At 42.4% G+C, this 23,843-nt stretch carries 21 protein-coding genes; 19 read left to right on the forward strand and 2 right to left on the reverse strand.

Annotation, left to right across the window (positions count from 1 at the left end; translation table 11 throughout):
* Positions 1–73 precede the first annotated feature (73 nt).
* The 15 genes from BUA79_RS05625 to BUA79_RS05695 all read left to right on the forward strand — a co-directional run bounded on the left by BUA79_RS05625 (position 74) and on the right by BUA79_RS05695 (position 17,924).
* Complete coding sequence (locus BUA79_RS05625; protein ID WP_073993393.1) at positions 74–2,995, forward strand: insulinase family protein; 2,922 nt, start codon at positions 74–76, stop codon at positions 2,993–2,995.
* A 12-nt stretch (positions 2,996–3,007) separates the two neighbouring features.
* Complete coding sequence (era, locus tag BUA79_RS05630; RefSeq protein ID WP_073993394.1) at positions 3,008–3,913, forward strand: GTPase Era; 906 nt, start codon at positions 3,008–3,010, stop codon at positions 3,911–3,913.
* A gap of 24 nt (positions 3,914–3,937) precedes the next feature.
* Positions 3,938–4,591 (forward strand): DNA repair protein RecO, encoded by a 654-nt coding sequence (recO, locus tag BUA79_RS05635; protein ID WP_094757326.1) that lies wholly within the window; start codon positions 3,938–3,940, stop codon positions 4,589–4,591.
* Positions 4,592–4,658: 67 nt separating this feature from the next.
* Positions 4,659–5,285: a hypothetical protein gene (locus BUA79_RS05640; RefSeq protein WP_073993395.1), complete on the forward strand. Its 627-nt coding sequence runs from the start codon at positions 4,659–4,661 to the stop codon at positions 5,283–5,285.
* Positions 5,286–5,321: 36 nt separating this feature from the next.
* The gene (locus BUA79_RS05645) at positions 5,322–6,698 is read left to right on the forward strand and encodes a glycine--tRNA ligase (protein WP_242941650.1); all 1,377 of its coding nucleotides are present in this window, start codon (positions 5,322–5,324) and stop codon (positions 6,696–6,698) included.
* A 289-nt stretch (positions 6,699–6,987) separates the two neighbouring features.
* Positions 6,988–9,621, forward strand: coding sequence for a pyruvate, phosphate dikinase (gene ppdK, locus BUA79_RS05650; RefSeq protein ID WP_073993397.1), 2,634 nt, complete (start codon positions 6,988–6,990; stop codon positions 9,619–9,621).
* A 484-nt stretch (positions 9,622–10,105) separates the two neighbouring features.
* Positions 10,106–10,789, forward strand: a complete 684-nt coding sequence (locus BUA79_RS05655; RefSeq protein WP_073993398.1) for a F0F1 ATP synthase subunit A — start codon at positions 10,106–10,108, stop codon at positions 10,787–10,789.
* Between the two features lie 27 nt (positions 10,790–10,816).
* A complete protein-coding gene (gene atpE, locus BUA79_RS05660; protein ID WP_073993399.1) occupies positions 10,817–11,038 on the forward strand; it encodes an ATP synthase F0 subunit C in 222 nt (73 codons plus the stop codon).
* A gap of 19 nt (positions 11,039–11,057) precedes the next feature.
* Positions 11,058–11,537 carry a F0F1 ATP synthase subunit B gene (atpF, locus tag BUA79_RS05665; RefSeq protein ID WP_073993400.1) on the forward strand — a complete coding sequence of 160 codons (480 nt, stop codon included), beginning with the start codon at positions 11,058–11,060 and terminating at the stop codon, positions 11,535–11,537.
* A gap of 4 nt (positions 11,538–11,541) precedes the next feature.
* Positions 11,542–13,554 (forward strand): F0F1 ATP synthase subunit alpha, encoded by a 2,013-nt coding sequence (atpA, locus tag BUA79_RS05670; protein ID WP_073993401.1) that lies wholly within the window; start codon positions 11,542–11,544, stop codon positions 13,552–13,554.
* Positions 13,555–13,558: 4 nt separating this feature from the next.
* Positions 13,559–14,443: an ATP synthase F1 subunit gamma gene (atpG, locus tag BUA79_RS05675; protein ID WP_073993402.1), complete on the forward strand. Its 885-nt coding sequence runs from the start codon at positions 13,559–13,561 to the stop codon at positions 14,441–14,443.
* 14 nt (positions 14,444–14,457) lie between these two features.
* Entirely contained in the window at positions 14,458–15,855 is a 1,398-nt protein-coding gene (gene atpD / locus BUA79_RS05680) for a F0F1 ATP synthase subunit beta (RefSeq protein ID WP_073993403.1), read from the forward strand.
* A gap of 14 nt (positions 15,856–15,869) precedes the next feature.
* The gene (gene atpC / locus BUA79_RS05685; RefSeq protein WP_073993404.1) at positions 15,870–16,277 is read left to right on the forward strand and encodes an ATP synthase F1 subunit epsilon; all 408 of its coding nucleotides are present in this window, start codon (positions 15,870–15,872) and stop codon (positions 16,275–16,277) included.
* Between the two features lie 232 nt (positions 16,278–16,509).
* Entirely contained in the window at positions 16,510–17,376 is an 867-nt protein-coding gene (locus BUA79_RS05690; protein WP_073993405.1) for a DegV family protein, read from the forward strand.
* A gap of 17 nt (positions 17,377–17,393) precedes the next feature.
* The gene (locus tag BUA79_RS05695; RefSeq protein WP_073993406.1) at positions 17,394–17,924 is read left to right on the forward strand and encodes an ECF transporter S component; all 531 of its coding nucleotides are present in this window, start codon (positions 17,394–17,396) and stop codon (positions 17,922–17,924) included.
* Here the strand turns inward: BUA79_RS05695 and BUA79_RS05700 are convergent.
* The gene (locus tag BUA79_RS05700) at positions 17,914–18,591 is read right to left on the reverse strand and encodes a hypothetical protein (protein ID WP_073993407.1); all 678 of its coding nucleotides are present in this window, start codon (positions 18,589–18,591) and stop codon (positions 17,914–17,916) included. The two genes, BUA79_RS05695 and BUA79_RS05700, sit on opposite strands and share 11 nt — an antisense overlap.
* 79 nt (positions 18,592–18,670) lie before the next feature.
* Here BUA79_RS05700 and BUA79_RS05705 point away from each other — a divergent pair, with 79 nt between their 5' ends.
* The 4 genes from BUA79_RS05705 (at position 18,671) to BUA79_RS05720 (ending at position 23,418) form a co-directional block, all read left to right on the forward strand.
* Positions 18,671–19,429 carry a threonine/serine exporter family protein gene (locus tag BUA79_RS05705; RefSeq protein WP_073993408.1) on the forward strand — a complete coding sequence of 253 codons (759 nt, stop codon included), beginning with the start codon at positions 18,671–18,673 and terminating at the stop codon, positions 19,427–19,429.
* 5 nt (positions 19,430–19,434) lie between these two features.
* On the forward strand, positions 19,435–19,881 hold the full coding sequence (locus tag BUA79_RS05710; RefSeq protein WP_073993409.1) for a threonine/serine exporter family protein: 447 nt from the start codon (positions 19,435–19,437) through the stop codon (positions 19,879–19,881).
* An 80-nt stretch (positions 19,882–19,961) separates the two neighbouring features.
* A complete protein-coding gene (gene gltX / locus BUA79_RS05715) occupies positions 19,962–21,422 on the forward strand; it encodes a glutamate--tRNA ligase (protein ID WP_073993410.1) in 1,461 nt (486 codons plus the stop codon).
* A 1-nt stretch (position 21,423) separates the two neighbouring features.
* A complete protein-coding gene (locus tag BUA79_RS05720) occupies positions 21,424–23,418 on the forward strand; it encodes an ATP-dependent helicase (RefSeq protein ID WP_073993411.1) in 1,995 nt (664 codons plus the stop codon).
* Between the two features lie 38 nt (positions 23,419–23,456).
* Here BUA79_RS05720 and BUA79_RS05725 read toward each other — a convergent pair whose 3' ends face one another.
* Positions 23,457–23,804 carry a DUF1292 domain-containing protein gene (locus tag BUA79_RS05725; protein ID WP_073993412.1) on the reverse strand — a complete coding sequence of 116 codons (348 nt, stop codon included), beginning with the start codon at positions 23,802–23,804 and terminating at the stop codon, positions 23,457–23,459.
* Positions 23,805–23,843: the final 39 nt, after the last annotated feature.

The raw sequence follows: 23,843 nt of genomic DNA on the forward strand, positions 1-23,843 counted from the left end.
AATTGTTTTTATTGTAAGATAAAGGCATCCTGTGATAGTATATATGTAAATGAAAAGGAAGCAGGAGGACAGGATGGGTATCATTAACACCGATAAATACGACATAATAAAGGAACATGACATCAGGGATCTGAATTCAGAGGGAATTCTTTTAAAGCATAAAAAAACAGGTGCGAAAATTTTCATTATGAAGAACGATGATGAAAACAAAGTGTTTTATATAGGTTTCAGAACGCCTCCCAAGGATGACACTGGACTGCCTCACATTCTGGAACATTCGGTATTATGCGGTTCCAGGAAGTATCCGGCCAAAGATCCCTTTGTGGAGCTGGTGAAGGGATCCCTGAATACTTTCCTTAATGCCATGACCTACCCGGACAAGACGGTATACCCCGTAGCCAGCTGTAATGATAAGGATTTCCAGAATCTTATGAATGTTTATATGGATGCGGTTTTTTATCCAAACATTTACGTCAAGGATGAAATATTCCGCCAGGAAGGCTGGAATTACAGCCTGGAGTCCCCGGATGCGGATATCGAATACAACGGTGTTGTATTTAATGAAATGAAGGGTGCCTTTTCTTCTCCGGAAAGTGTTTTGGAGAGGGAAATTCTGCATTACCTGTATCCGGACACCAGTTATTCCTTTGAATCAGGCGGTAACCCCAAGAAAATCCCTGAGCTTAGGTATGAAGATTTTATTGCTTTTCATAAGAAATACTATCATCCTTCCAACAGCTATATTTATCTTTATGGGGACATGGATTTCGAGGAAAAACTGGAATGGCTGGACAGAGAGTATCTGAGCAGTTTCACGATGCTGGAGGTCGAATCTGAAATAGCCACCCAGCCTCCTTTCAGGGAACGCAGAGATATCAGGCTTGAATATCCGGTATCAGAAGCTGAACCGGAAGAAAACAATACTTATATTTCCTTCAATACTTCAGTGGGACATGTCCTGGATAAGGAGCTTTATGTTGCCTTTCAGGTCATTGAAAACGCACTTGTAAGTATGCCGGGAGCGCCTGTGAAGAGAGCGCTTACGGATGCGGGAATCGGAAAAGATATCCTTGGGACATATGATAATGGACTCCTTCAGCCATATTTCTCCATTACAGCCAAAAACACAAACGAGGACAGGAAGGAGGAATTCCTGGTCATTATCAACGAAGTTCTGGAAAAAACCGTGAAAGAAGGAATCGACAAGGATTCACTGCGGGCCGGACTGAACAGTCTGGAGTTTAAGTACAGGGAAGCGGATTTTGGGGCTTATCCGAAAGGCCTTATCATCGGGCTGCAGGCTCTGGACAGCTGGCTGTATGATGAATCTGACCCTTTCATGCATATCGAGGAGCTGCAGACGTTTGCATTTCTTAAAGAACAGATAGGGACAGACTACTATGAAAATTTAATAAAAGAATATATCCTGGGAAATCCGCATACATTGGTTCTGACCCTTGTGCCTCGGAAGGGACTTTCCGCACAGGAGGATGACCGTACGGCAGAAAGCCTGAAGGCATTTAAAGAAAGTCTTAGTGAAGAACAAATCCAGGAACTTGTGGACAAAACCGCAGCCCTGGAGGCCTATCAGGACGAACCCTCTACAGAAGAAGAAATCAATTCTATTCCAATCCTGAAACGGGAAGATCTGAAAATTGAACCTGAGCCGTTCAGCAACAATGTGAAGGAAATAGATGGCGTCAAGGTCATACATCACGAAATGTTTACGAATGGAATTGCATATATTGAGCTTTTGTTTAATGCAAATGGAATACCGGAGGAACTGATCCCTTACCTGGGACTGCTGCCGTCTATACTGGGCTACATGGATACTGATAAATATCCATATTCTGAGCTGAACAATGCCGTGAATATCCACACCGGTGGAATTGCAGTGGGCAACTCCATGTATACGAATTCCAAGGACAATACGGACTATCTGATGACATCCGAAATACGGACAAAAGTATTATATGAGAACATCCCGATGGCTTTATCCCTGATGGAGGAGATTCTGTTCCATACGAAGACGGGGGACGAGAAGCGGCTGTATGAAATTGTGGCTCAGTTAAAGTCACGGCTTCAGATGTCGTTGAATTCTTCAGGCCATTCTGCTGCAAGCCTGAGGTCTATGTCCTATTATTCCGTTACGGCCTATTTGAGGGAGCTTACAAATGGAATTGAATTTTATAAATTCATTGAGAATCTGGAAAAGAATTTTGAGAGTGAAAAGGAAAATGTAATTTCACGGCTGAATGCCCTGTTATCTCTTCTGAAGTATAAGGAGAATCTGATCGTCAGTGTGACCGGGGACAGTGAAGGGTTTTCCAAAAGTGCCCAACCACTGGGTGATTTTATTTCATGTCTGCGGGGGGACAGCCCCGTTATGGAAAAACCGGTCCTGAAGCTTTCGAAAAAGAATGAGGGCTTCAAGACATCAGCCGCCGTGCAGTACGTAGCGAGGTGCGGGAATTTCGTAGATGCAGGATTTGCCTATACTGGTGTGTTGAAGATATTGAAGGTTATTATGAATTATGAATACCTATGGCAGAATATCCGGGTAAAGGGCGGCGCGTACGGCTGTATGAGCAGCTACAGCCGCACGGGGGACACATGCTTTGTTTCCTACCGGGATCCAAATCTGGCAAAGACACTGGAAGTATATAACGGCATCACCGGGTATCTGAGAAGCTTTATGGCTGACGAGAGGGAGATGACCAAGTTCATCATAGGAACCGTGAGTGGTCTGGACACACCTCTGAATCCATCGGACAAAGGATCCAGATCTCTGAATGCATATCTGAGCAATCTGTCTTATGAGGATATCCAGAGGGAAAGGCTGGAAGTAATCCAGGCCGTGCCGGAGGATATACGCAAGCTGGCAGATATGATTGAGCAGGTATTGCAGCAGAATTACATATGTGCGATAGGAAATGAAAATAAAATCGAACAGGAAGGTTATCTTTTTGATAACATCCGCAGTCTTTATGAATAGACAGGAGAAAGAATGGAAAAGAAATTTAAATCAGGATTTGTAACATTAATAGGAAGACCGAATGTTGGCAAGTCAACACTTATGAACAGGATGATTGGACAGAAAATTGCGATTACCTCGAACAAGCCCCAGACTACAAGAAACAAAATACAGACCGTACTTACCAGAGAAGAGGGCCAGATTATCTTCCTGGATACACCGGGAATACATAAGGCAAAGAACAAGCTGGGGGAATATATGGTTGACGTGGCTACTGGAACCCTGTCCGAAGTGGACGTGATTCTGTGGCTGGTGGAACCGGATACACAGGTGGGACCTGGGGATGAAAAAATTGCCGAAAGACTGCAGGGGTTGAAGACACCGGTAATCCTGGTGATCAATAAAACAGATATGGTCAAAAAGGAAGAAATGCTTCCAGTTATTGATGCTTTCAGGAAAATATATGACTTTGCAGAAATCGTTCCGATTTCTGCAAAGGAAGGCTTCCATGTCGATGTGTTGACGGATCTGATCTTTGACCATCTGCCGGAGGGACCACAGTTCTATGATGAGGATACCATTACCGACCAGCCATTGAGACAGATAGTGGCTGAATTGATCCGGGAAAAAGCCCTTCATGTCCTGAATGAGGAAGTCCCACATGGCATTGCCGTGACCATAGAAAGCATGAAATCCCGTCCTAAGGGAGGGATAACAGACATTGAAGCAACCATTGTGTGCGAGAAAGATTCCCACAAAGGAATCATCATTGGGAAAAAAGGTGAAATGCTGAAGAAAATCGGGACAAATGCCCGGTTTGAGATTGAAAAAACACTTGACCGGAAAGTAAACCTTCAGTTATGGGTTAAAGTCAAAAAGGATTGGCGCGACAGCGATTTTCTGCTCAAGAATTTCGGCTACAACAAGAAAGATATTTAAAAAAGCAAGGTGGTGGCGTTAAGCGTGACAGGACAGGTAATACTGACAGGTATGGTGCTTAGCGCCATGCCTGTTGGCGAATATGACAGAAGACTGGTCATACTGACGGGTGAAAGAGGAAAAATTTCCGCATTCGCTAAGGGCGCCAGGAGGCCAAACAGTACTTTCATGGCTGGAAGCAGGCCATTTTGTATGGGGGAGTTTACCTTATATTGCGGAAAAAGTTCCTACAATATTGTGGGTATGGATATGAAAAATTATTTTTCGGAGATTGCAACCAATCTGAACTGGGTATGTCAGGGTACCTATTTTCTGGAAATGTGTGATTATTTTGGACGTGAAAATGAAGATTCAAGGGAAATGATAAACCTTCTGTATTATAGTTTGAAGGCCATGACGACCGCTTCCATCGAGGACAGTCTGATACGGAGGATATTCGAAGTGAGGCTAATGGCAGTGAATGGGCTGTATCCGGATCTCAGACCGGAACGGATCCAGAATATGAATCCCTCCACGGTCTACGCAATGGAATATATAATCTCCTCATCAGTGGAAAAACTATACACATTCAGGGTAACGGGACCGGTATTGAGCGAATTGTCTGGAATTGCCGACAAACTTTGCCGGGAACATGTGGATAAGAAGATCAAATCCCTTGAAATATTGGAAAAATTATAATACTGTATTGCCAATCTCTTAATATGAGGGTAAAATGGAACGATATTATTAAAGGTGGGTATAAAAAATGAAATATGCAAAAATTTGCCTTATCCTTCTGGGAGTCCTGGTATTCAGTATGGGATGTTCAGGTCTGAAGGGCTATGGGTTCAAAACCGAGGAAACGCTTACATATATCAAACAGGATGATTCCATAATTTCGATTTTTGTCGAAGATTTTGACAAGAGCGTATACTCCGAAAAAGAGCTGAAAGAAGCGGTCACAAAAGAAATCGAAGAATACGACCAGACTGCTGCGGAAGGTGCGGGTGTATCAATGGTGGATCTGTATACGTCTGGCGGCTCAGCGTATCTTGAGTTGCAATATAAAACGGTAGAAGATTACTGCGCATATAATTCAAGGTATACATATAATGGGAAAGCGATTGCCATGTCCCTTTCCAAAGCCAGTGAAATCCAGCCGGACACATTCCAGCCGGATGAATTGTTCATTGAACATCTGGATGGTGGTGCCATGAAAGATATTTCTTTTGCTGAAATGGACACGTCCGACACCCTTAAGGTGTTGGTGACCAATGAGGGGATGACGTTCAGAGTAGATGGGAAAATAAGGTATACAAGCAGCAATGTGGCCGTTAATGATGAAGTCATTAAAACTACTGCCGATGAAAATAATTATATATTTTATGAATAGAGAGGTATGACAGTGAATGAATCAAAGAAAGTAACTATGGAAAAAATTGTTGCCCTGGCAAAAACCAGGGGATTTGTATATCCCGGTTCAGAGATTTACGGAGGCCTTGCCAACACCTGGGATTATGGAAATCTAGGTGTAGAACTTAAAAATAACGTTAAGAATGCCTGGTGGTCCAAGTTCATCCGTCAAAATCCTTACAATGTCGGTGTGGACTGTGCAATTCTTATGAATCCGCAGACATGGGTGGCGTCAGGGCATCTCAGCGGCTTTTCTGATCCTTTAATGGATTGCAGGGAGTGTCATGAAAGATTCCGGGCAGACAAGCTTATTGAGGATTATATGGCCGAAAGAGGGATTGAGCCTGAAAGTGGACTGGACGGATGGTCTTCTGAGGAGATGAGCGCCTATATTGACGAACATTCCATCAACTGTCCGACTTGCGGCAAACATAATTTCACGGATATACGTCAGTTCAACCTGATGTTCAAGACCTTTCAGGGAGTTACGGAAGATGCCAAAAATGCAGTATATCTTCGTCCGGAAACGGCACAGGGCATTTTTGTGAATTTTAAAAATGTCCAGCGTACTTCCAGAAAGAAAATTCCCTTTGGAATCGGACAGATTGGCAAGTCCTTCAGGAATGAGATTACACCGGGAAACTTCACCTTCAGAACGAGGGAGTTTGAGCAGATGGAACTGGAATTTTTCTGTGAACCGGACACGGATCTGGAGTGGTTTGCCTATTGGAAAGAGTTCTGTATCAAGTGGCTCAAAGATCTGGGCGTAAAAGACGATGAGATGCGTGTCAGAGACCATGATGCCGAAGAACTTTCCTTCTATAGTAAGGCGACTTCTGACATCGAATTTTTGTTTCCGTTCGGATGGGGTGAGTTATGGGGAATCGCAGACCGTACGGATTACGACCTGACTCAGCATCAGGAAGTATCCAGGGAACCGATGGATTATTTTGATGATGAAAAGAAAATCAAATATATACCTTACGTAATTGAGCCCTCCCTGGGGGCGGACAGAGTGACCCTGGCGTTCCTTTGCAGCGCATACGACGAGGAAGAGATAGGAGAAGGGGATGTGCGTACCGTGCTTCATTTCCATCCGGCCCTTGCTCCCGTTAAAATCGGAATTTTCCCATTATCAAAGAAACTGGGAGAGAAAGCCGAAGAGGTATATACCCTTCTTTCCAAGTATTACAACTGCGAATTTGATGACAGGGGAAATATCGGAAAAAGATATAGAAGGCAGGATGAAATTGGAACCCCTTTCTGTATTACCTATGATTTTGAATCCGAAGCAGACGGTGCCGTAACGATAAGGGACAGAGACACAATGGAGCAAGTCAGGGTAAAAATTGATGAGTTATTAAATTACTTCCACGATAAATTTGAATTTTAATCAATAGCTCCTGCCCGGCAGCATGCAGGAGACATATGCACAGCAGAGAGTGGTAATCTCCAGTAATTAAATATAGATTCCCGGGCTTCGGATATGGTTGTTCAAGAATGATTGTAAGCCGGGAATCTTTTTTTGGTAAAAGAATTGTAAAACCGAAAATTGAATATGACAACATTTTAACAGGAAAACTTTATTGACTATAAAGTTTTCCTGTGCTACAATCCTAATCACGCTATTAATTAAACGGATAAAATATAATAATTTTATTACCAACAGGAGGGAAATTAAAGTGGCTAAATGGGTTTATTTGTTCAAAGAAGGAAATGCAGATATGAAAAACCTTCTTGGTGGAAAAGGCGCTAATCTTGCCGAAATGACAAACTTAGGGTTGCCAATACCACAGGGCTTTACGGTTACCACAGAAGCGTGTACAGATTATTACGACAAAGGAAAACAGATTTCTGACGAAATCAAAGGACAAATTTTTGATGCATTAAAAGTTTTGGAAGAACAGCAGGGTAAAGAATTCGGTAATGTTGATGATCCTTTATTAGTATCAGTTCGTTCTGGAGCAAGAGCATCCATGCCTGGAATGATGGATACAATCTTAAATTTGGGCTTAAATGACGAATCTGTTGAAGGTTTTGCGAAAAAAACTGGAAATGCAAGATTCGCATATGATTCTTATAGAAGATTTATTCAAATGTTTTCAGATGTTGTTATGGAAGTTAGCAAATCAAAATTCGAAAAAGTTTTAGAAGGCATTAAAGAAGCTAAAGGTGTGCATGATGATACAGACCTTGACGCAGACGATTTGAAAGATGTCATTGTGAAATTTAAAGATTTATATAAAAAAGAATTGGGCACAGATTTTCCACAAAATCCTGTAGATCAGTTAATGGAAGCGGTAAAAGCTGTATTCCGTTCATGGGATAACCCACGTGCCATTGTATATAGAAGAATGAATGATATTCCTGGAAACTGGGGTACAGCTGTAAGTGTTCAGGCAATGGTATTTGGCAACATGGGCAATACATCCGGTACAGGCGTTGCGTTTACACGTAATCCATCAACTGGAGAAAAGGGTATTTTTGGTGAGTACTTAATTAATGCACAAGGTGAAGACGTTGTTGCTGGTATCAGAACTCCGCAGCCAATTACTCAGTTAGAAAAAGATCTTCCAGAATGTTTTGCGGAATTTATGAAAATCGCAAACAAACTTGAAGAGCATTATAAAGACATGCAGGATATGGAATTTACCATTCAGGAAGGTAGATTATTTTTCTTGCAGACACGTAATGGTAAGAGAACAGCTCATGCAGCTATTCACATTGCCTGTGACCTGGTGGATGAAGGCAAGATCGATGAAAAGACAGCGGTATTGAGAATTGATGCGAAAGCCTTAGATCAGCTGCTCCATCCTACTTTTGATACAGAAGCATTAAAAGCTGGCAAGGTACTGGGATCTGCCCTTCCTGCATCCCCAGGCGCAGCGGCTGGCCGTGTGTACTTTACTGCGGAAGATGCTAAAAATCATAATGATGCCGGCGAACGGGTTATTCTTGTGCGTAAAGAAACATCTCCTGAAGATATTGAGGGAATGAGCGCAGCTGAAGGTATCCTGACTGTCCGTGGAGGTATGACTTCGCATGCAGCGGTAGTTGCCCGTGGCATGGGAACTGCCTGTGTTTCAGGATGCGGTGAAATTAAAATTGATGAAGCGGATAAGTATTTTGAACTTGGCGGTGAGGTTATTAAAGAAGGAGATTATATTTCTCTTGATGGATCGACAGGCGATATTTATTTAGGCGATATTCAGACAACGGAAGCATCTATAAGCGGCAACTTCCACAGACTTATGGATTGGGCTGACAAATATAGAAAATTAAAGGTAAGAACTAACGCTGACACTCCATCAGATGCTGAAAATGCAATTAAATTAGGGGCTGAAGGTATTGGTCTTTGCCGTACAGAGCATATGTTCTTTGAACCAGAAAGAATTCCGAAAATCAGAAGAATGATTCTCTCTAAAACAGTAGAAGACAGAGAGGAAGCTCTTAACGAGCTGATTCCATACCAAAAGGGTGACTTTAAAGCCATCTATGAAGTTATGGAAGGACATCCTGTTACTATCCGTTTCCTGGATCCTCCGTTGCATGAATTTCTTCCTACAGAAGAAGAAGATATTATTGCGTTAGCTGAGGATATGGGGATCACGCCAGAAGAGGTTAAAGAAACATGTGAGTCTCTCCATGAATTTAATCCGATGATGGGCCATAGAGGATGCCGTTTAGCGGTTACCTATCCGGAAATTGCAAAAATGCAGACCAGGGCAGTTATGGAAGCTGCTATTGAGGTCAACGCTGAAAAAGGCCTTAACATTGTTCCTGAAATCATGATTCCTTTAGTTGGTGAAAGAAAAGAATTGAAATTTGTTAAGGATATAGTCGTTGAAACAGCAGAAACCGTTAAGCAGGAAAAAGGTTCAGACATTAAATACATGATCGGTACAATGATTGAAATACCACGTGCTGCACTGCTTGCCGATGAAATTGCCGCGGAAGCTGAATTCTTCTCCTTTGGAACGAATGACTTAACACAGATGACATTCGGATTCTCCCGCGATGACGCCGGAAAATTTTTGGATGCTTACTATAAGAATAAGATTTATGAATCAGACCCATTTGCAAGACTGGATCAAAGCGGTGTTGGTCAGCTTGTTCAGATAGCTGTTGAAAGAGGACGTAAGGGAAGACCGGAAATCAAACTGGGAATCTGCGGAGAACATGGCGGAGACCCATCTTCAGTCGAATTCTGCCACCAGGTTGGATTAGACTATGTAAGCTGCTCTCCATTCCGTGTTCCTATTGCCAGATTAGCAGCAGCACAGGCTGCAATCAAGCAGGCAGACGCAAAAAAATAAACCAGACTGCATCATAAACAAAGAACCTGCCAATGAAGAAATTCGTTGGCAGGTTCTTTGCGCTCTAATGGTATTTATGCAGCACGAATGGATCGACTTGGAAATTACGAATTCAATTATGTCGGTGGTATTGTAGTAATCGAATTTTATCTGGTATGCGGAGCTGCCTTCGTTAAATTTGGTGTCATAAAGTCCACTCCCTGTAGATCATCCTGGGAGTGGACTTTATGACGGGCAGTGTACCGAAAATGCATCCGATTCTGCATCCAATTAAAACCACTAAACCAAATTGGATGCAGAATCGGATGAAGGTATATAGAAAGAAGCATTCTGCCGTTTTTTTTTTAAATATAAAGATATTATTAAGAGTGTTTCTTCCTATTAAAAAGTGTTGACAAATAAAAAATCCAGGACTATACTGAGAAATATTTAGCTGAAGGTTCACGGCTGAAATAAATAGTTGCAGGAAGGAAGTGATTTAAGTATGAGTTTCGCGGAACGGCTGGTGGAAGAACTTCAAAATAAGGTCAGTTTCACGATTCCTGTGTTTGGTGGCATTCCGGTTCCGGAATCAGTTATGAATACCTGGATTATTATGGCTATTTTGCTGGTGGCATCCGTTTGCCTAACCAAGAACCTGAAGGTTCAGCCGACGAGTAAGATCCAATTAACATTAGAGGTAGTGATTGGATTTCTTTTCGATTTTTTTGAAGGTATGTTGGGAGAAAAAGGGAAAAGATACGTTCCCTGGCTGTCGTCAGTCATGATTTTTGTTGTTTGCGCAAATATCAGCGGGCTTTTTGGCATGGTGCCACCGACAAAGGATTTAAATGTCACGGCAGCGCTTGCTGTAATGAGTATTGTTTTGATTATTTATGCAGGAATTAAGGGGAAAAAATTCAAGGGTTATGCAAAGAGTTTTTTGGAGCCTATGCCATTCATGTTGCCGATTAATCTTTTGGAAATCGTTATCAGGCCATTGACTTTGTGCATGCGTCTATTTGGGAATATGTTTGGTGGGTTTACCGTAATGGAGCTGGTCAAATTGCTTATACCTGTTATTATTCCCATCCCACTCAGTGTTTATTTTGATATTTTTGACGGGCTTATTCAAGCCTACGTTTTTTGTCTGTTGACTTCACTATATATTCATGAAGCCATGGAATGATGTTCTTAATTTGAAAGGAGAAAAATTATGCCAGAATTAGTTACGATAGGAGCAGGTTTAGCAATTATAGGAGCAGGTGGAGCAGGTATCGGTATCGGTATTGCAACCTCAAAGGCCGTTGAAGCCATAGCCAGACAGCCGGAAGCAGAAAGCAAAATAATGAAATTGTTAATCATTGGTGCAGCATTAGCTGAGACAACTGCGATTTATGGACTTGTTATTGCCTTGTTGATATTATTCGTAAAATAGAAAAGAGAGGTGATAGCATATGTTATCATTAGATTTGACCTTTCTTTGGACGATTATCGATTTGATCATATTGTTTCTTATACTTAAAAAATTTTTATTCAAGCCTTTATTGGCTGTGATTGAAAAAAGGAAGTCTTTAATTGATGATTCTCTGTCGAGTGCAGAAGAAAAAGAGGCTTCTGCATTTGCTTTACAAGAAAAATATGAATACGAGCTTAATGTGTCTAAAGTAAAGTCTGATGAATTGATTAATGAATCACGGGAAAAAGCGCAGAAGGAATATGAAAGAATTCTTGCTGAGGCAAAATTGGAAGCGGCCAGAATCATGGAGACAGCTGGGAAAAATATCGAAATGCAAAAGAAATCCGAATTTGAAAAAATGCAGAGTTCGATTGTAGATATTGCGGCTGCAATAGCTATGAAAGCTTCCGAAGAGAGCATTGATGAAGAAAAGAGCAGAAAATTGCTAAAAGAATTACTGATGAAAGCTGGTGCATAAACAAATGAAAGAAAAATCAGCAATATATGGAAAAATGTTATTTGAGCAGGCTGCGGAAGAAACGGACGTTGTAGGAAGTTATAAATTGCTGCAGGATAATACGGACTTGCTTGATTGCCTGAGCAGTCCGGCCGTAAAACTATCTGAAAAAGATGAAGTGATTGATAAGCTGTTTCCTGCAACAATGAGGGAGTTTCTTAAGTTGTTGGCTAAAGAGGATATGTTTTCGAATATCCATGAAGTATATGAAGCATATGATAAAGAATTCAAACGCAATAATAATATTGCTGATGCAGAATTAACCTATGCCATACTGCCCTCTGAAGAAGAAATTCGTAAAGTGAAAGAATTTGTCGCCGCCGAATACAATGCTGATGAGGTGGTTCTTGAGCTGAAAGAAAACAAAAATCTGATCGGTGGAAATATTCTACAGGTGGGGGACAAAGTCTACATTAAAAATATCCAGTCTAATTTCGAAAAAATGAGACAGGGATTAAAAGAGGCTCTGAAAAAAGAGAAAGCAATTACTGCTGAAGAGGTGGTTTCCGTTCTTAAAGAGTGCGTTGAAAATTTTGATACAAAAATGCAGGTTGAAGAGAGTGGTATCGTCACGTATATCGGAGATGGAATTGCTACGGTTTTTGGATTGAACAATGCCATGTACGGTGAAATAGTAACGTTCGAGAATGGCGAAAAAGCAATGGTTCAGGACTTAAGGACAAATGAAGTGGGTTGTATTCTGCTTGGTTCCGACAAGGATTTGGGACAAGGATCTCGAGCATTCAGAACGAAAGAACGTGCAAGCGTGCCTGTTGGAGACGCGATGCTCGGCAGGGTCGTCAATGCTTTAGGAGAACCAATCGACGGAGAGGGTCCTATTGAGTCCAGCGAATACAGAACCATTGAAAACGAAGCACCAGGAATCATTGAAAGACAGACTGTAAATGTGCCTATGGCAACAGGAATCCTTTCCATCGACGCCATGTTTCCTATCGGAAGAGGACAAAGAGAATTAATAATCGGAGACAGACAGACGGGCAAAACATCTTTAGCGATAGACACGATATTAAATCAAAAAGGCAACGATGTGGTATGTATTTATGTGGCCATTGGACAAAAGGCTTCTACAGTTGCCAAAGTTACTGGCATATTAAAGAAATATGGTGCCATGGAATATTCCATAGTTGTTGCAGCCACAGCTGACAATCTCGCTTCACTTCAGTACCTCGCTCCGTACGCGGGAACTTCGATGGCTGAATACTTTATGGAAAAAGGGAAAGATGTGCTGGTTGTTTATGATGATTTATCAAAACATGCGGTTGCATACAGGGCACTGTCCCTTCTGCTGGAACGTTCGCCAGGACGTGAAGCATATCCGGGAGATGTTTTCTATCTGCACTCCAGATTGCTGGAACGTTCATGTCGTCTGGACGAGGCACATGGTGGCGGTTCGATTACTTCGCTTCCAATTATTGAGACTTTGGCAGGCGATGTTGCTGCATACATTCCGACAAATGTTATTTCTATCACGGATGGACAGATATTCCTGGAAAGCAATCTGTTCTTCTCAGGATTTCGTCCCGCTGTCAACGTTGGTTTGTCTGTATCACGAGTAGGTGGTGCTGCACAGACAAAGGCCATGAAAAAAGCGGCAGGAAGCCTTCGTATCGACCTGGCTCAGTTCCGGGAGATGGAAATCTTCACGCAGTTCAGCTCCGATTTGGACGAAACAACTAAGGATCAGCTGAAATATGGTCGTTCGCTCATGGAACTCTTGAAACAGCCGTTATATCATCCGAAGAGTCTGTCCGAACAGATAATCACGCTTTGCATTGCTTCAAATAAAATGCTTGTTGACCTCGAAGTAAATGAGCAAAACATGTTTGTGAAGAATCTTATTGAATATATAAATGAAAAGCATTCTGAAGTCATCACAGAAATTGAGACAAAGAAGGTGCTTTCCGATGAACTTGTTCAAAAGATATTAGGCATAACTATGGAATATAAAAGTAGGTGAGAGAATGGCTAATTCAAAAGAGGTTTTATCCAGAATAAAAAGTATTGAAGATACCATGAAGATTACGAATGCGATGTATCTTATCTCTTCATCAAAATTGAAAAAAGCCAGGAAAAGCCTTAGTGATACACTGCCTTTCTTTCAGGCGCTTCAGGATACAATTGCCAAGATTTTAGATCATGTACCAAATATGACCCACCCCTATTTTGATTCCGGAAAAGAAAACAATCAATCTGAGAAAAAGCGGGGATTTATTGTTGTTACGGCGGACAAAGGACTGGCCGGAGCATATAATCATAATATTATAAAAATTGCTGAAGAGAAATTGGCTCAAGGCACTGACGACGTACTGTTTATTGTCGGTGAAGTCGGAAGACGTTACTTTGATAAAAAGGATGTCAATATCGACAGAAAATTCAATTACTCTGCCAATAATCCCAATATTCAAAGAGCAAGAGTCATGTCTAGAAAAATAATGAGCGCCTACGATAACAAGCAGATTGATGAAATACACATTATTTATACAAAGATGGTGGGCTCGATGAAGGAAGAACCAGAAGTGCTTCAGCTTCTCCCGCTAAAAAAGGGAAGTTTTAGTGACCAGGCCCATGATGGCTATCAGGCGCTGGTTGAATTCGATCCTTCACCGGAAGAAGTCCTGACACAGATTGTACCTGACTATGTACTGGGAATTGTTTTGGGCGCATTGGTAGAGTCATATTCGAGCGAGCAGAATGCTCGAATGACAGCGATGCAGGCCTCCACAGACAATGCGAAGGAAATGCTTAGAGAGCTTCGCATTGAATATAACCGTGTCAGACAGGCCGCTATTACCCAGGAAATCACAGAGATTGTTGGCGGAGCAAGAGCATTGAAGAATAAGAAGTAGAGAAGGAGCGGAACATGAATAAAGGTATGATAGTGCAGGTTTTAGGTCCTGTAGTCGATGTGCAGTTTGAAGATGATATTCCTGCTATCAAAGAAGCCTTAGAAGTGGAAAACCATGGTAAAACAGGTGTTATGGAAGTTGCCCAGCATGTCGGCAATAACACAGTGCGCTGCATTATGCTGGCTTCAAGTGAAGGTTTGTCAAAAGGGTTGGAAGTAAAAGCTACGGGTGCAGGGATAAGCGTACCAGTAGGCAAGCAGACCATTGGACGGTTGTTTAATGTGCTTGGACAGACTATAGATAATGGAGAACCGATAACAGATAGCGAAAAATGGGAAATACACAGGAAGGCTCCTGATTTTAAGGATCAAAGTCCGGTTGTTGAAATTTTGGAAACGGGAATCAAGGTTATTGATTTGATTGCTCCCTATGCAAAGGGCGGCAAGGTCGGATTGTTCGGAGGAGCCGGTGTTGGTAAGACCGTTATGATTCAGGAATTAATCCGGAATATTGCTACCGAGCATGGTGGATATTCCATCTTTACTGGTGTCGGAGAACGTTCACGTGAAGGGTATGATTTGTGGTCGGAGATGAAAGAGTCGGGTGTAATTGACAAAACGGCCCTGATTTTCGGACAGATGAATGAGCCGCCTGGAGCCCGAATGAGAGTCGCCCAGACAGGACTAACGATGGCTGAATATTTTCGGGATGAGGAGCATCAGGATGTTCTGCTCTTCATTGATAATATATTCCGGTATGTGCAGGCCGGTTCTGAGGTTTCAGCATTGCTCGGACGGATGCCGTCAGCTGTTGGATATCAGCCGACATTGGCTACAGAAGTCGGTGAACTCCAGGAAAGAATTGCATCAACGAAGAATGGATCGATCACCTCGGTACAGGCAGTATATGTACCTGCAGATGACTTGACAGATCCGGCTCCGGCAACAACCTTTATCCATCTGGATGCAACAACGGTTTTATCCAGAAAAATTGTGGAGCAGGGTATCTATCCTGCAGTGGATCCCCTTGAATCGAATTCGAGAATTCTGGAAGCGGATATCGTTGGCGAAGAGCATTATGATACAGCGAGAAGAGCCCAGGAAATTCTTCAGAAATACAAGGAATTACAGGATATTATTGCAATTCTGGGAATGGAAGAATTGGACGAAGAAGATAAACAGACTGTTTATCGTGCCAGAAAAATCCAGAAGTTTTTATCACAACCATTTCATGTTGCCGAGAACTTCACGGGTGTACCTGGAACTTATGTGCCTTTAAAAGAAACGATAAGAGGATTTAAAGCAATAATAAATGGTGAAATGGATGAATACCCTGAATGGGCGTTCTTTAATGTCGGAACCATCGATGACGTAATCAAAAAGGCAGAGGGCAAATCGGATACAGCAGAGTAAATGGAGGAACGCTTATGAAGAAATTTCAATTGGAAATTTTGGCTAGCGATAAAACCTTTTATAAAGGAGATTCAGAAGAAATTATTCTTCCATCTATCAATGGATTAGTGGGTATCTTAGCCGACCATTGGCCGATGGTCGTCGCAGTCAATATAGGTGAAATAAGGTTTAAAGTTGACGGAGAATGGCATAAGGCAGTTGTCAGCAGCGGAATGGCAGAGGTAATGGATAATAAAGTCATACTGCTGGTGGATACCGCGGAACGCCCTGAAGATATTGATATACGAAGGGCGGAAGAAGCTAAACAAAGGGCGGAAGAACGGTTGAGTCTGAAGCTCAGTAAAATGGAGTATCACCAGTCCAAAGCTGCACTAGCCCGTGCAATGTCAAGATTAAGCGTCACAAACAAAAGAGGTCAATAAATGCCATAGAGAGCATCTGATGAAAAACATATCACTCATCAGATGCTTTTCTTAATATAAAAAAACATTGCATAAGATGACAGGTGCAGATTATAATGGAAATACGATAGCCCCATCTGCCCAGATGCATCAGATTTTCTTGCATATACAAGCGAGGTATCTTTTGGTATAGTAGTGAAGGCCGTTTGGGACCATCCGGAAACAATCTTAAAAAAGCAAAGGAAGAAAGATAATGAAAAAAATTGCAGTGGCTACTGACAGCAACAGTGGAATCACACAAAACCAGGCAAATATTCTTGGAATTGAAGTATTGCCAATGCCGTTTTATATTGGTGGAAAATTGTATTTTGAGGGAATCAACCTGACACAAGATGAGTTTTACCTGAAACTGGAGGGGGATTCGGACGTATCTACCTCACAGCCATCCCAGGAGGCAATATTAAAATTGTGGAACAAGGTTCTGAAAAGACATGATGAGCTGGTGTACATCCCCATGTCTGCTGGGCTGAGCGAAGCATATGAAACCGCCCGGATGCTGGCCGGTAAATATGAAGGAAAAGTAACCGTCGTTGACAACAGAAGGATTTCCATAACACAGCGACAGTCTGTACTAGAGGCATTGGCGATGGCAAGAAAAGGTATGAGCGCCCTGCATATTAAGCAGAAGCTGGAAGACCATAAAGACGAGTCCTGTATATTTGTTACAGTTGAAACACTCAAGTATTTAAAGAAGGGCGGGAGGATTACACCGACAGTAGACGCCATTGGAACAGTCCTGGAGGTCAAACCGATCCTTCAAATACGTGGGGATAAGCTGGATGAATTTTCCAGTTCCAGGGGAAAGAGCCAGGCCCGAAAATTGATGATTAAGGCAATTCGCGAGGAAATGAATGCAAAATATGCGGAGGCTTTTGAGAACAGGGATATGAACATCATGGCTGCATATGCCGGCAACGAGGAAGAGGCGTGGGATTGGAAGGCAGAAATTGAGGATGAGTTTCCTGGATATCCTATACATATGTCACCGGTTTCCCTCAGTGTAGCCTGTCACATCGGTCATGGATCTCTGGCCATAGCTTGTACAAAAAAATTGAAATAAAAGGATGGAGAACTAATATGTCAGCAAAAAAACTTACCTTTATGGCAGCTCTTACCGCCATTTCAATCATCCTGGTGGCCCTGATTCATTTTCCGATATTTCCGGCGGCCGCATATCTGGAATATGATCCGGCGGATATCCCGATTCTGATTGGAACCTTTGCATTTGGACCGATGGCAGGAATTATGATTACTATTGTCGCGTCTTTAATCCAGGGATTGACGGTCAGCGCAGCAAGCGGGATTTATGGGATTCTCATGCATATCCTGGCGACAGGAACCTATGTTGTTGTTGCAGGAAATATTTACAAACGCAACAAAAAAAGAAACGGCACTATCCTGGCACTTGTCTGTGGAACCGTTGCAATGGCTGTCATGATGTGTGTCGCGAACCTGATTCTGACCCCGATTTTCTATGGTGTCCCTGTTGATGTCATAAAAACTATGATTCTGCCGATTATTCTACCGTTCAATTTGATCAAGGCAGGAATTAACGGCCTGGTTACATTTATCATTTATAAGACAGTAGCTAAGTTTATCAAACTTTAGGCATGTCTGGAGGGTTTGAACTCAAAGCAACACAGACAACGGAGGGAAGATACAGGAGCCAGATGATGCTCCCGGATATTCCGGACCAGGTTTCGAAAAAGTTATTATCGAATGAGATATAGCTGTTCAGATTCCATAGGGCAACGTGAATGTCGCAGAAGAACAGAAGAAGGATTCCGGCAAGGAGAAGCTTCTTTCCAGGTATATTCTGCCGATATATGAACGTGCCAATATAACCTGCTATATTGAAGACAGACATAGTTCCATAAACGATGGACAGGATAATTACAGGGCCGGCTGGAGAAATGAAGAATCTTTCCGCGGCCAGGGACAAGAGCAGCAGATACGCCATCACGGGCAAAATCCTTTTTACCGGATGGATGTACAGAAAATAGCAGGACTGAACCAAAATGAAAAGGATGATTCCCGCACCGCCCTGGCGGGTATACAAAAGATAATAATCAGCCATAAAAGCCAGGAAAAGGGCAGAAGGAATCAGCAGCGCCCGAATAGAAGCGGCGCCTCGCTTATATGTGCCATAGATGGAATAGATTAGGCAAAGGAATACAGCCAAGTATTTTATGTCCGGCGACTGGTTGCCAATCATCAGGCCGGACAGGATTACTATGATACTCAGAAAACTCAGAGTTGCCGGATTGCTGCCCATACGCTCTCCCTAATAAAGTGTTTTCTTTAGTATATCACTTATTTACGGATGCTTACATAAAAAAATGAGGGCCATAAAAATGCAGTACAGACTTTTATTAAAAACGGCGGTATTGGCGGGTCAGATAATGCTGGAGAGCGGGGGAGAAACTTACCGGGTTGAGGATACAGTCACCAGGATCCTCCGCATCAGCGGGTTGGAGCATGCGCAGGCCGTCGTTTTGTCCGGAAGCATTATTGCATCCATAGCCGACAGCTCGATGGATGCGATGACTGTGGTTCAGGATACAAGAATACGGGCGATTTTTCTGAATCGTATCTATCTCGTAAATGATGTTTCCAGAAAACTTTGTGCCGGTGAAATGGATTTGGAGACAGCCTATGAGGAGCTTTGCCGTATCCACCAGATACGTCAGTTCAGGCCTGCGCTTTCAAACATTTGTATTGCCATACTTCCGGCATTTTTTCCGCTTCTTCTGGGAGGAGATTATATCGATTGCGTTCTTGGTCTTGCGGCTGGTATTCTGCTTTCAGCCATAACCTACCTCGCCCGCAAGACGGGAATCAATTCTTTCGTCGGAAATGTAGTCGGAATTGCTTTGGCAACCATTCTGATCCTTCTGACGGACAGATGGAGCGGACATGTTTTTGCAGTAAACACAATCATAACGGGGACAATAATGCCTATGGTACCAGGTGTTGCGATTACAAACGCGGTTAGGGATACCCTGATGGGAGATTACATATCCGGAGGGGCCAGGACACTGGAAGCTTTTGTGAAGGCCGTGGCAATCTCAATCGGAGTCGCTGTTGGACTTTTGATATTCGGGGGGAATTAAATCTCATGACAATAGACATACTGGTAGAGATACTGATTTCTTTCTTCGTGGCCTTCGGGTTTGGCATCATATTCGAGGTACCCAAGAAATATTTCCTGCATATGAGTATTATCAGTGCACTGGGAAGAACCGTATTTATCGTTTTGAATGAAATCTCCGGTTATTCGGTCGTTGTTTCCACCTTTGCGGCCGCTTTCCTGATTGCGGCGCTCTCACATGTCCAGGCCAGGGTATATAAAGCTCCTGTAACGGTTTTTCTGATTGCGGGCATACTTCCGCTGGTGCCGGGTATGGGAATGTATCAGAGTGTATCTAACTTCATGGATGGACTGATTCTGGATGCCGTGGTGGAAATGGTCTATACATTCATGACAGCAGGGGCAATTGCAATGGCGATTTTCATAGTGGATTCGGTTTTTAAAGTCATCAAAGTCAAGTGGCCGGGAATGTAACAGATTCCGAACTTGAAATAGATGTCTGATTGGTATATAATACATAAGATTTTTCGAATATTCAGAAAGAGGCGTAAAGAATGGATAAAAAGATAAGAACCAGATTTGCACCAAGTCCCACAGGGAAGATGCATGTCGGAAATTTAAGGACGGCCTTATATGAATATCTCATTGCCAAGCATGAAGGCGGAGATTTCATACTCAGGATTGAAGATACAGACCAGGAGCGCTATGTGGAAGGCGCATTGGAGATTATTTATAATACATTGTCATTGGCCGGTCTTGAACACGATGAGGGACCGGATAAGGACGGGGGGAGTGGCCCCTATGTTCAGAGTGAGAGGCAGGCAACCGGCATGTACATGGAGTATGCCAAGATGCTTGTGGAAAAGGGAGAGGCATACTATTGCTTCTGTGACCGTGAAAGACTGGACAGCCTTAAACAGGTCATTGAAGGCAAGGAGATATCCATTTATGATAAACACTGCCTGGGACTTACCAAAGAAGAAGCTGCGTCAAACCTGGACAAAGGGATTCCATTCGTCATCAGGCAGAACAATCCGAGAGAGGGCCAGACTACATTTGTAGATGAGATATACGGAGAGATTTCCGTGGACAATTCCGAACTGGATGATATGGTCCTTATGAAATCGGATGGCTATCCCACATATAATTTTGCCAATGTGGTGGATGACCACCTGATGAAGATCACCCACGTTGTAAGGGGAAACGAATATCTTTCCTCATCCCCGAAATACAACCGTCTGTACGCAGCATTCGGCTGGGAAGTTCCGGTATATATTCACCTTCCGTTGATTACCGATTCAGACCACAAAAAACTGAGCAAAAGAAGCGGACATTCTTCCTTTGAAGATCTGATTGAACAGGGATTTTTAAGCGAAGCGATAGTTAATTATGTGGCCATGCTAGGCTGGAGCCCTGAGGATAACCGGGAAATTTTCTCACTGGAAGAATTGGCCAGGGATTTCAATTACCACAATATCAGTAAATCGCCGGCGGTATTTGATATAGTCAAATTAAAATGGATGAATGGCGAATATATCAAAGCTATGGACAATAAAAGATTTTATGAAATGGCAGAACCGGTTTTGAAAGAAGCCATACACAAAGACCTTGATTCGGGGAAAATTCTTGATCTGGTTAAGACAAGAATTGAAGTACTCCCTGACATCAGAGAAATGGTGGATTTCCTAGATGATCTTCCAGATTATGATATTGAAATGTATACCCATAAGAAAATGAAGACAAACCCGGAAATCGCTCTTGCGATTTTGGAGGAGCTGCTTCCTGTGCTTGAGAAACATGAGGATTACACCGTGTCAAGCCTTCACGATCTGATTATGGACTTTATTTCAGTTAAGGGTGTTAAAAATGGAATCGTATTATGGCCCCTGCGGACAGCGGTTTCCGGCAAACAGTCGACACCGGGAGGCGCGTACGAAATAATGGAGATTCTTGGAAAAGAAGAATCTCTGCAAAGGGTCCGGATTGGAATTGAAAAATTGAGCCAGGAAAAATAGCATGAATCTAAATCAATCGCAGACTCTCGCAGTCAGCCATAACACCGGGCCTATGCTGGTAGCAGCAGGGCCCGGTTCAGGTAAGACATCTGTCATTACTGCCAGGATCCAGAATTTAATAGAAAGGTACGGCCTCAATCCATCCAATATTCTTGTGATCACATTCACGAGGGCGGCAGCAGACCAGATGAAGGACCGATTCCGAAAAATCACGGACGGCCTGTACCCGGCGGTCACATTCGGAACCTTTCATGCCATTTATTTTAATATCATAAAGCATGCGTATAACTTTTCGTCTGCCAATATTCTGCAGGAAGAGCAGAAAAAACAGTATTTGAGAGAAATCATCATTCAGCAGGGAATAGAGACAGAAGATGAAAACGATTTGATTTCCAGTATTATTTCAGAAATCAGCCTCATCAAAGGTGAAAGAATCAGCCTGGATCATTATTATTCTCAAAGCTGTTCCGATGATGTGTTCAGAAAAATTTACGGCGAGTATGAGAGCCAGCTTCAATCCATTAATCGGATTGATTTCGATGATATTCTGCTGATATGTTATGAATTGTTAAAGGAAAGGAAAGACATCCTGGCAATTTGGCAGAAAAAATACACATATATCCTTATAGACGAGTTTCAGGACATCAATAAAATCCAATATGATATCATCAAGATGATAGCATCCGGAAACGACAATATATTTGCAGTGGGTGATGATGACCAGTCTGTTTATCGGTTCAGAGGCTCAAAGCCTGAAATTATGCTGAATTTCGGTAAAGATTACCCGGATGCAAAAAAGGTTTTTCTGGATATCAATTACCGTTCACTGAAAAGGATCGTAAAAGCATCTCTGAATCTGATTAAAAATAACAGGTCCAGGTATGAGAAACAGATTATAGCCGTCAGGGAAGAGGGAGGCTATATTGATATACGGAATTTTCCGGGGCAGAAGGAAGAAAATCTCTTCATTACGGAAAAAATCCGGAAGTACATGGAAGATGGCATGGAACCTGGACAGATCGCTGTATTATACCGGACCAATATCGGTGCAGGAAAGCTCATTGAAAAGCTTATGGAATATAACATCCCTTTCTATGTCAAGGACACGCTTCCAAATCTATTCAGACACTGGATATCCCAGAGTATGATTGCCTATATCAGACTTGCACTTGGAGACAGAAGCAGGGAAATGTTCCTGAAAATCATTAACAGGCCGAATCGTTTCGTATCCAGAGCGATTCTGAATGAAAAAATCATATCATTTGCTGGTTTGAAAAATTCTTATTCTGATAAGATCTGGATGCAGGATCGGATTGAAAAACTGGAGCGGGATCTGCAGATGCTTTCTGGAATGAATCCGTTTTCTGCAATAAACTACATCAGGAAGGGTATCGGATACGATGAATACCTCCGGGAATATGCCGCACAAAGGCGTATCAACGAAGAGGAATTGTTTGATGTGCTGGAAGAAATTCAAGAGGGCGCCAAGGAATTTAATACCTTTGATGCCTGGTTTGAACATATAAGGAAATATTCGGAAGAACTTTTAAAAAAGCAGGGGAATTCCAGGGAAAAAAAGAATTATGTCCAGATTTCGACCATGCATTCTGCCAAAGGGCTCGAATTCGAGGCTGTTTTCATTCCAGATGCAGTAGAGGGGATTACTCCGTACCGAAAAGCTGTCTCGGAGGAGGAATTGGAAGAGGAAAGGAGACTGTTTTATGTAGCTGTCACCAGGACAAAGGACTGCCTTCATATTTACTCGCCGAAAGAGATCCATAACAAAGAAATGAAGGTTTCCCGGTTTGTAGGGGAAATGATCTGCGATTTTGCAGAACTTATACCTGGAAGATATATAATACATGCCAAGTACGGCGAAGGAATTATTGAGCAATATTCAGAAGGAAAATTGAAGGTACAGTTTCCCGGCTTGCAAAAACCCCTTCTGTTTGACGCAAAATATGCAGTTTCAAATAATATAATACGAATAAAATAAAAACGGACGGCACCTGGGGTGCCGTCCGAAAATATTTGCTATTCTTCTTCGTCTGTATCTTCGTCCATTTCATCGTATTCCATTTCGTCAAGCATCTCATCGAAAGCATCGGCAACGATTTCATATTCCTCATCATCCTCGATATTGGATAATTTGGGCTCTCCATCTTCTGTTTCCTCATATCTGTAGAGGAATACTTCGCCATCTTCGTCATCTGCTTCTGCCAGTGGAACAAGAGCAATATATTCTTTTTCTCCGGCAGGGAAAATTGACAAAACGCCACATTCGACATCGGTACCATCATCCAGAGAGAGGGTTAACGTAGTTTCAAATTCTTCATCACAACCGCATCCGCAGTCGCATCCGCAATTCTTATCTTTATCCATTAGGTCTCCTTTTCGTTTCAAAATATTTATATACTGACT

It is taken from the genome of Parasporobacterium paucivorans DSM 15970 (assembly GCF_900141895.1).
Taxonomy (GTDB): domain Bacteria; phylum Bacillota; class Clostridia; order Lachnospirales; family Lachnospiraceae; genus Parasporobacterium; species Parasporobacterium paucivorans.

What these genes read in the sequence shown, in the direction of transcription:
- BUA79_RS05645 (WP_242941650.1), top strand. Translation starts at nt 5,322, where the DNA reads ATGGAAAAAATTGTTGCCCTGGCAAAAACCAGGGGATTTGTATATCCC.
- BUA79_RS05640 (WP_073993395.1), top strand. Translation starts at nt 4,659, where the DNA reads ATGAAATATGCAAAAATTTGCCTTATCCTTCTGGGAGTCCTGGTATTC.
- BUA79_RS05710 (WP_073993409.1), top strand. Translation starts at nt 19,435, where the DNA reads ATGACAATAGACATACTGGTAGAGATACTGATTTCTTTCTTCGTGGCC.
- atpD (WP_073993403.1), top strand. Translation starts at nt 14,458, where the DNA reads ATGAATAAAGGTATGATAGTGCAGGTTTTAGGTCCTGTAGTCGATGTG.
- atpF (WP_073993400.1), top strand. Translation starts at nt 11,058, where the DNA reads ATGTTATCATTAGATTTGACCTTTCTTTGGACGATTATCGATTTGATC.
- BUA79_RS05695 (WP_073993406.1), top strand. Translation starts at nt 17,394, where the DNA reads ATGTCAGCAAAAAAACTTACCTTTATGGCAGCTCTTACCGCCATTTCA.
- BUA79_RS05700 (WP_073993407.1), bottom strand. Translation starts at nt 18,591, where the DNA reads ATGGGCAGCAATCCGGCAACTCTGAGTTTTCTGAGTATCATAGTAATC.
- atpG (WP_073993402.1), top strand. Translation starts at nt 13,559, where the DNA reads ATGGCTAATTCAAAAGAGGTTTTATCCAGAATAAAAAGTATTGAAGAT.
- era (WP_073993394.1), top strand. Translation starts at nt 3,008, where the DNA reads ATGGAAAAGAAATTTAAATCAGGATTTGTAACATTAATAGGAAGACCG.
- BUA79_RS05690 (WP_073993405.1), top strand. Translation starts at nt 16,510, where the DNA reads ATGAAAAAAATTGCAGTGGCTACTGACAGCAACAGTGGAATCACACAA.
- BUA79_RS05625 (WP_073993393.1), top strand. Translation starts at nt 74, where the DNA reads ATGGGTATCATTAACACCGATAAATACGACATAATAAAGGAACATGAC.
- BUA79_RS05720 (WP_073993411.1), top strand. Translation starts at nt 21,424, where the DNA reads ATGAATCTAAATCAATCGCAGACTCTCGCAGTCAGCCATAACACCGGG.
- atpA (WP_073993401.1), top strand. Translation starts at nt 11,542, where the DNA reads ATGAAAGAAAAATCAGCAATATATGGAAAAATGTTATTTGAGCAGGCT.
- BUA79_RS05705 (WP_073993408.1), top strand. Translation starts at nt 18,671, where the DNA reads ATGCAGTACAGACTTTTATTAAAAACGGCGGTATTGGCGGGTCAGATA.
- gltX (WP_073993410.1), top strand. Translation starts at nt 19,962, where the DNA reads ATGGATAAAAAGATAAGAACCAGATTTGCACCAAGTCCCACAGGGAAG.
- atpC (WP_073993404.1), top strand. Translation starts at nt 15,870, where the DNA reads ATGAAGAAATTTCAATTGGAAATTTTGGCTAGCGATAAAACCTTTTAT.
- BUA79_RS05725 (WP_073993412.1), bottom strand. Translation starts at nt 23,804, where the DNA reads ATGGATAAAGATAAGAATTGCGGATGCGACTGCGGATGCGGTTGTGAT.
- BUA79_RS05655 (WP_073993398.1), top strand. Translation starts at nt 10,106, where the DNA reads ATGAGTTTCGCGGAACGGCTGGTGGAAGAACTTCAAAATAAGGTCAGT.
- atpE (WP_073993399.1), top strand. Translation starts at nt 10,817, where the DNA reads ATGCCAGAATTAGTTACGATAGGAGCAGGTTTAGCAATTATAGGAGCA.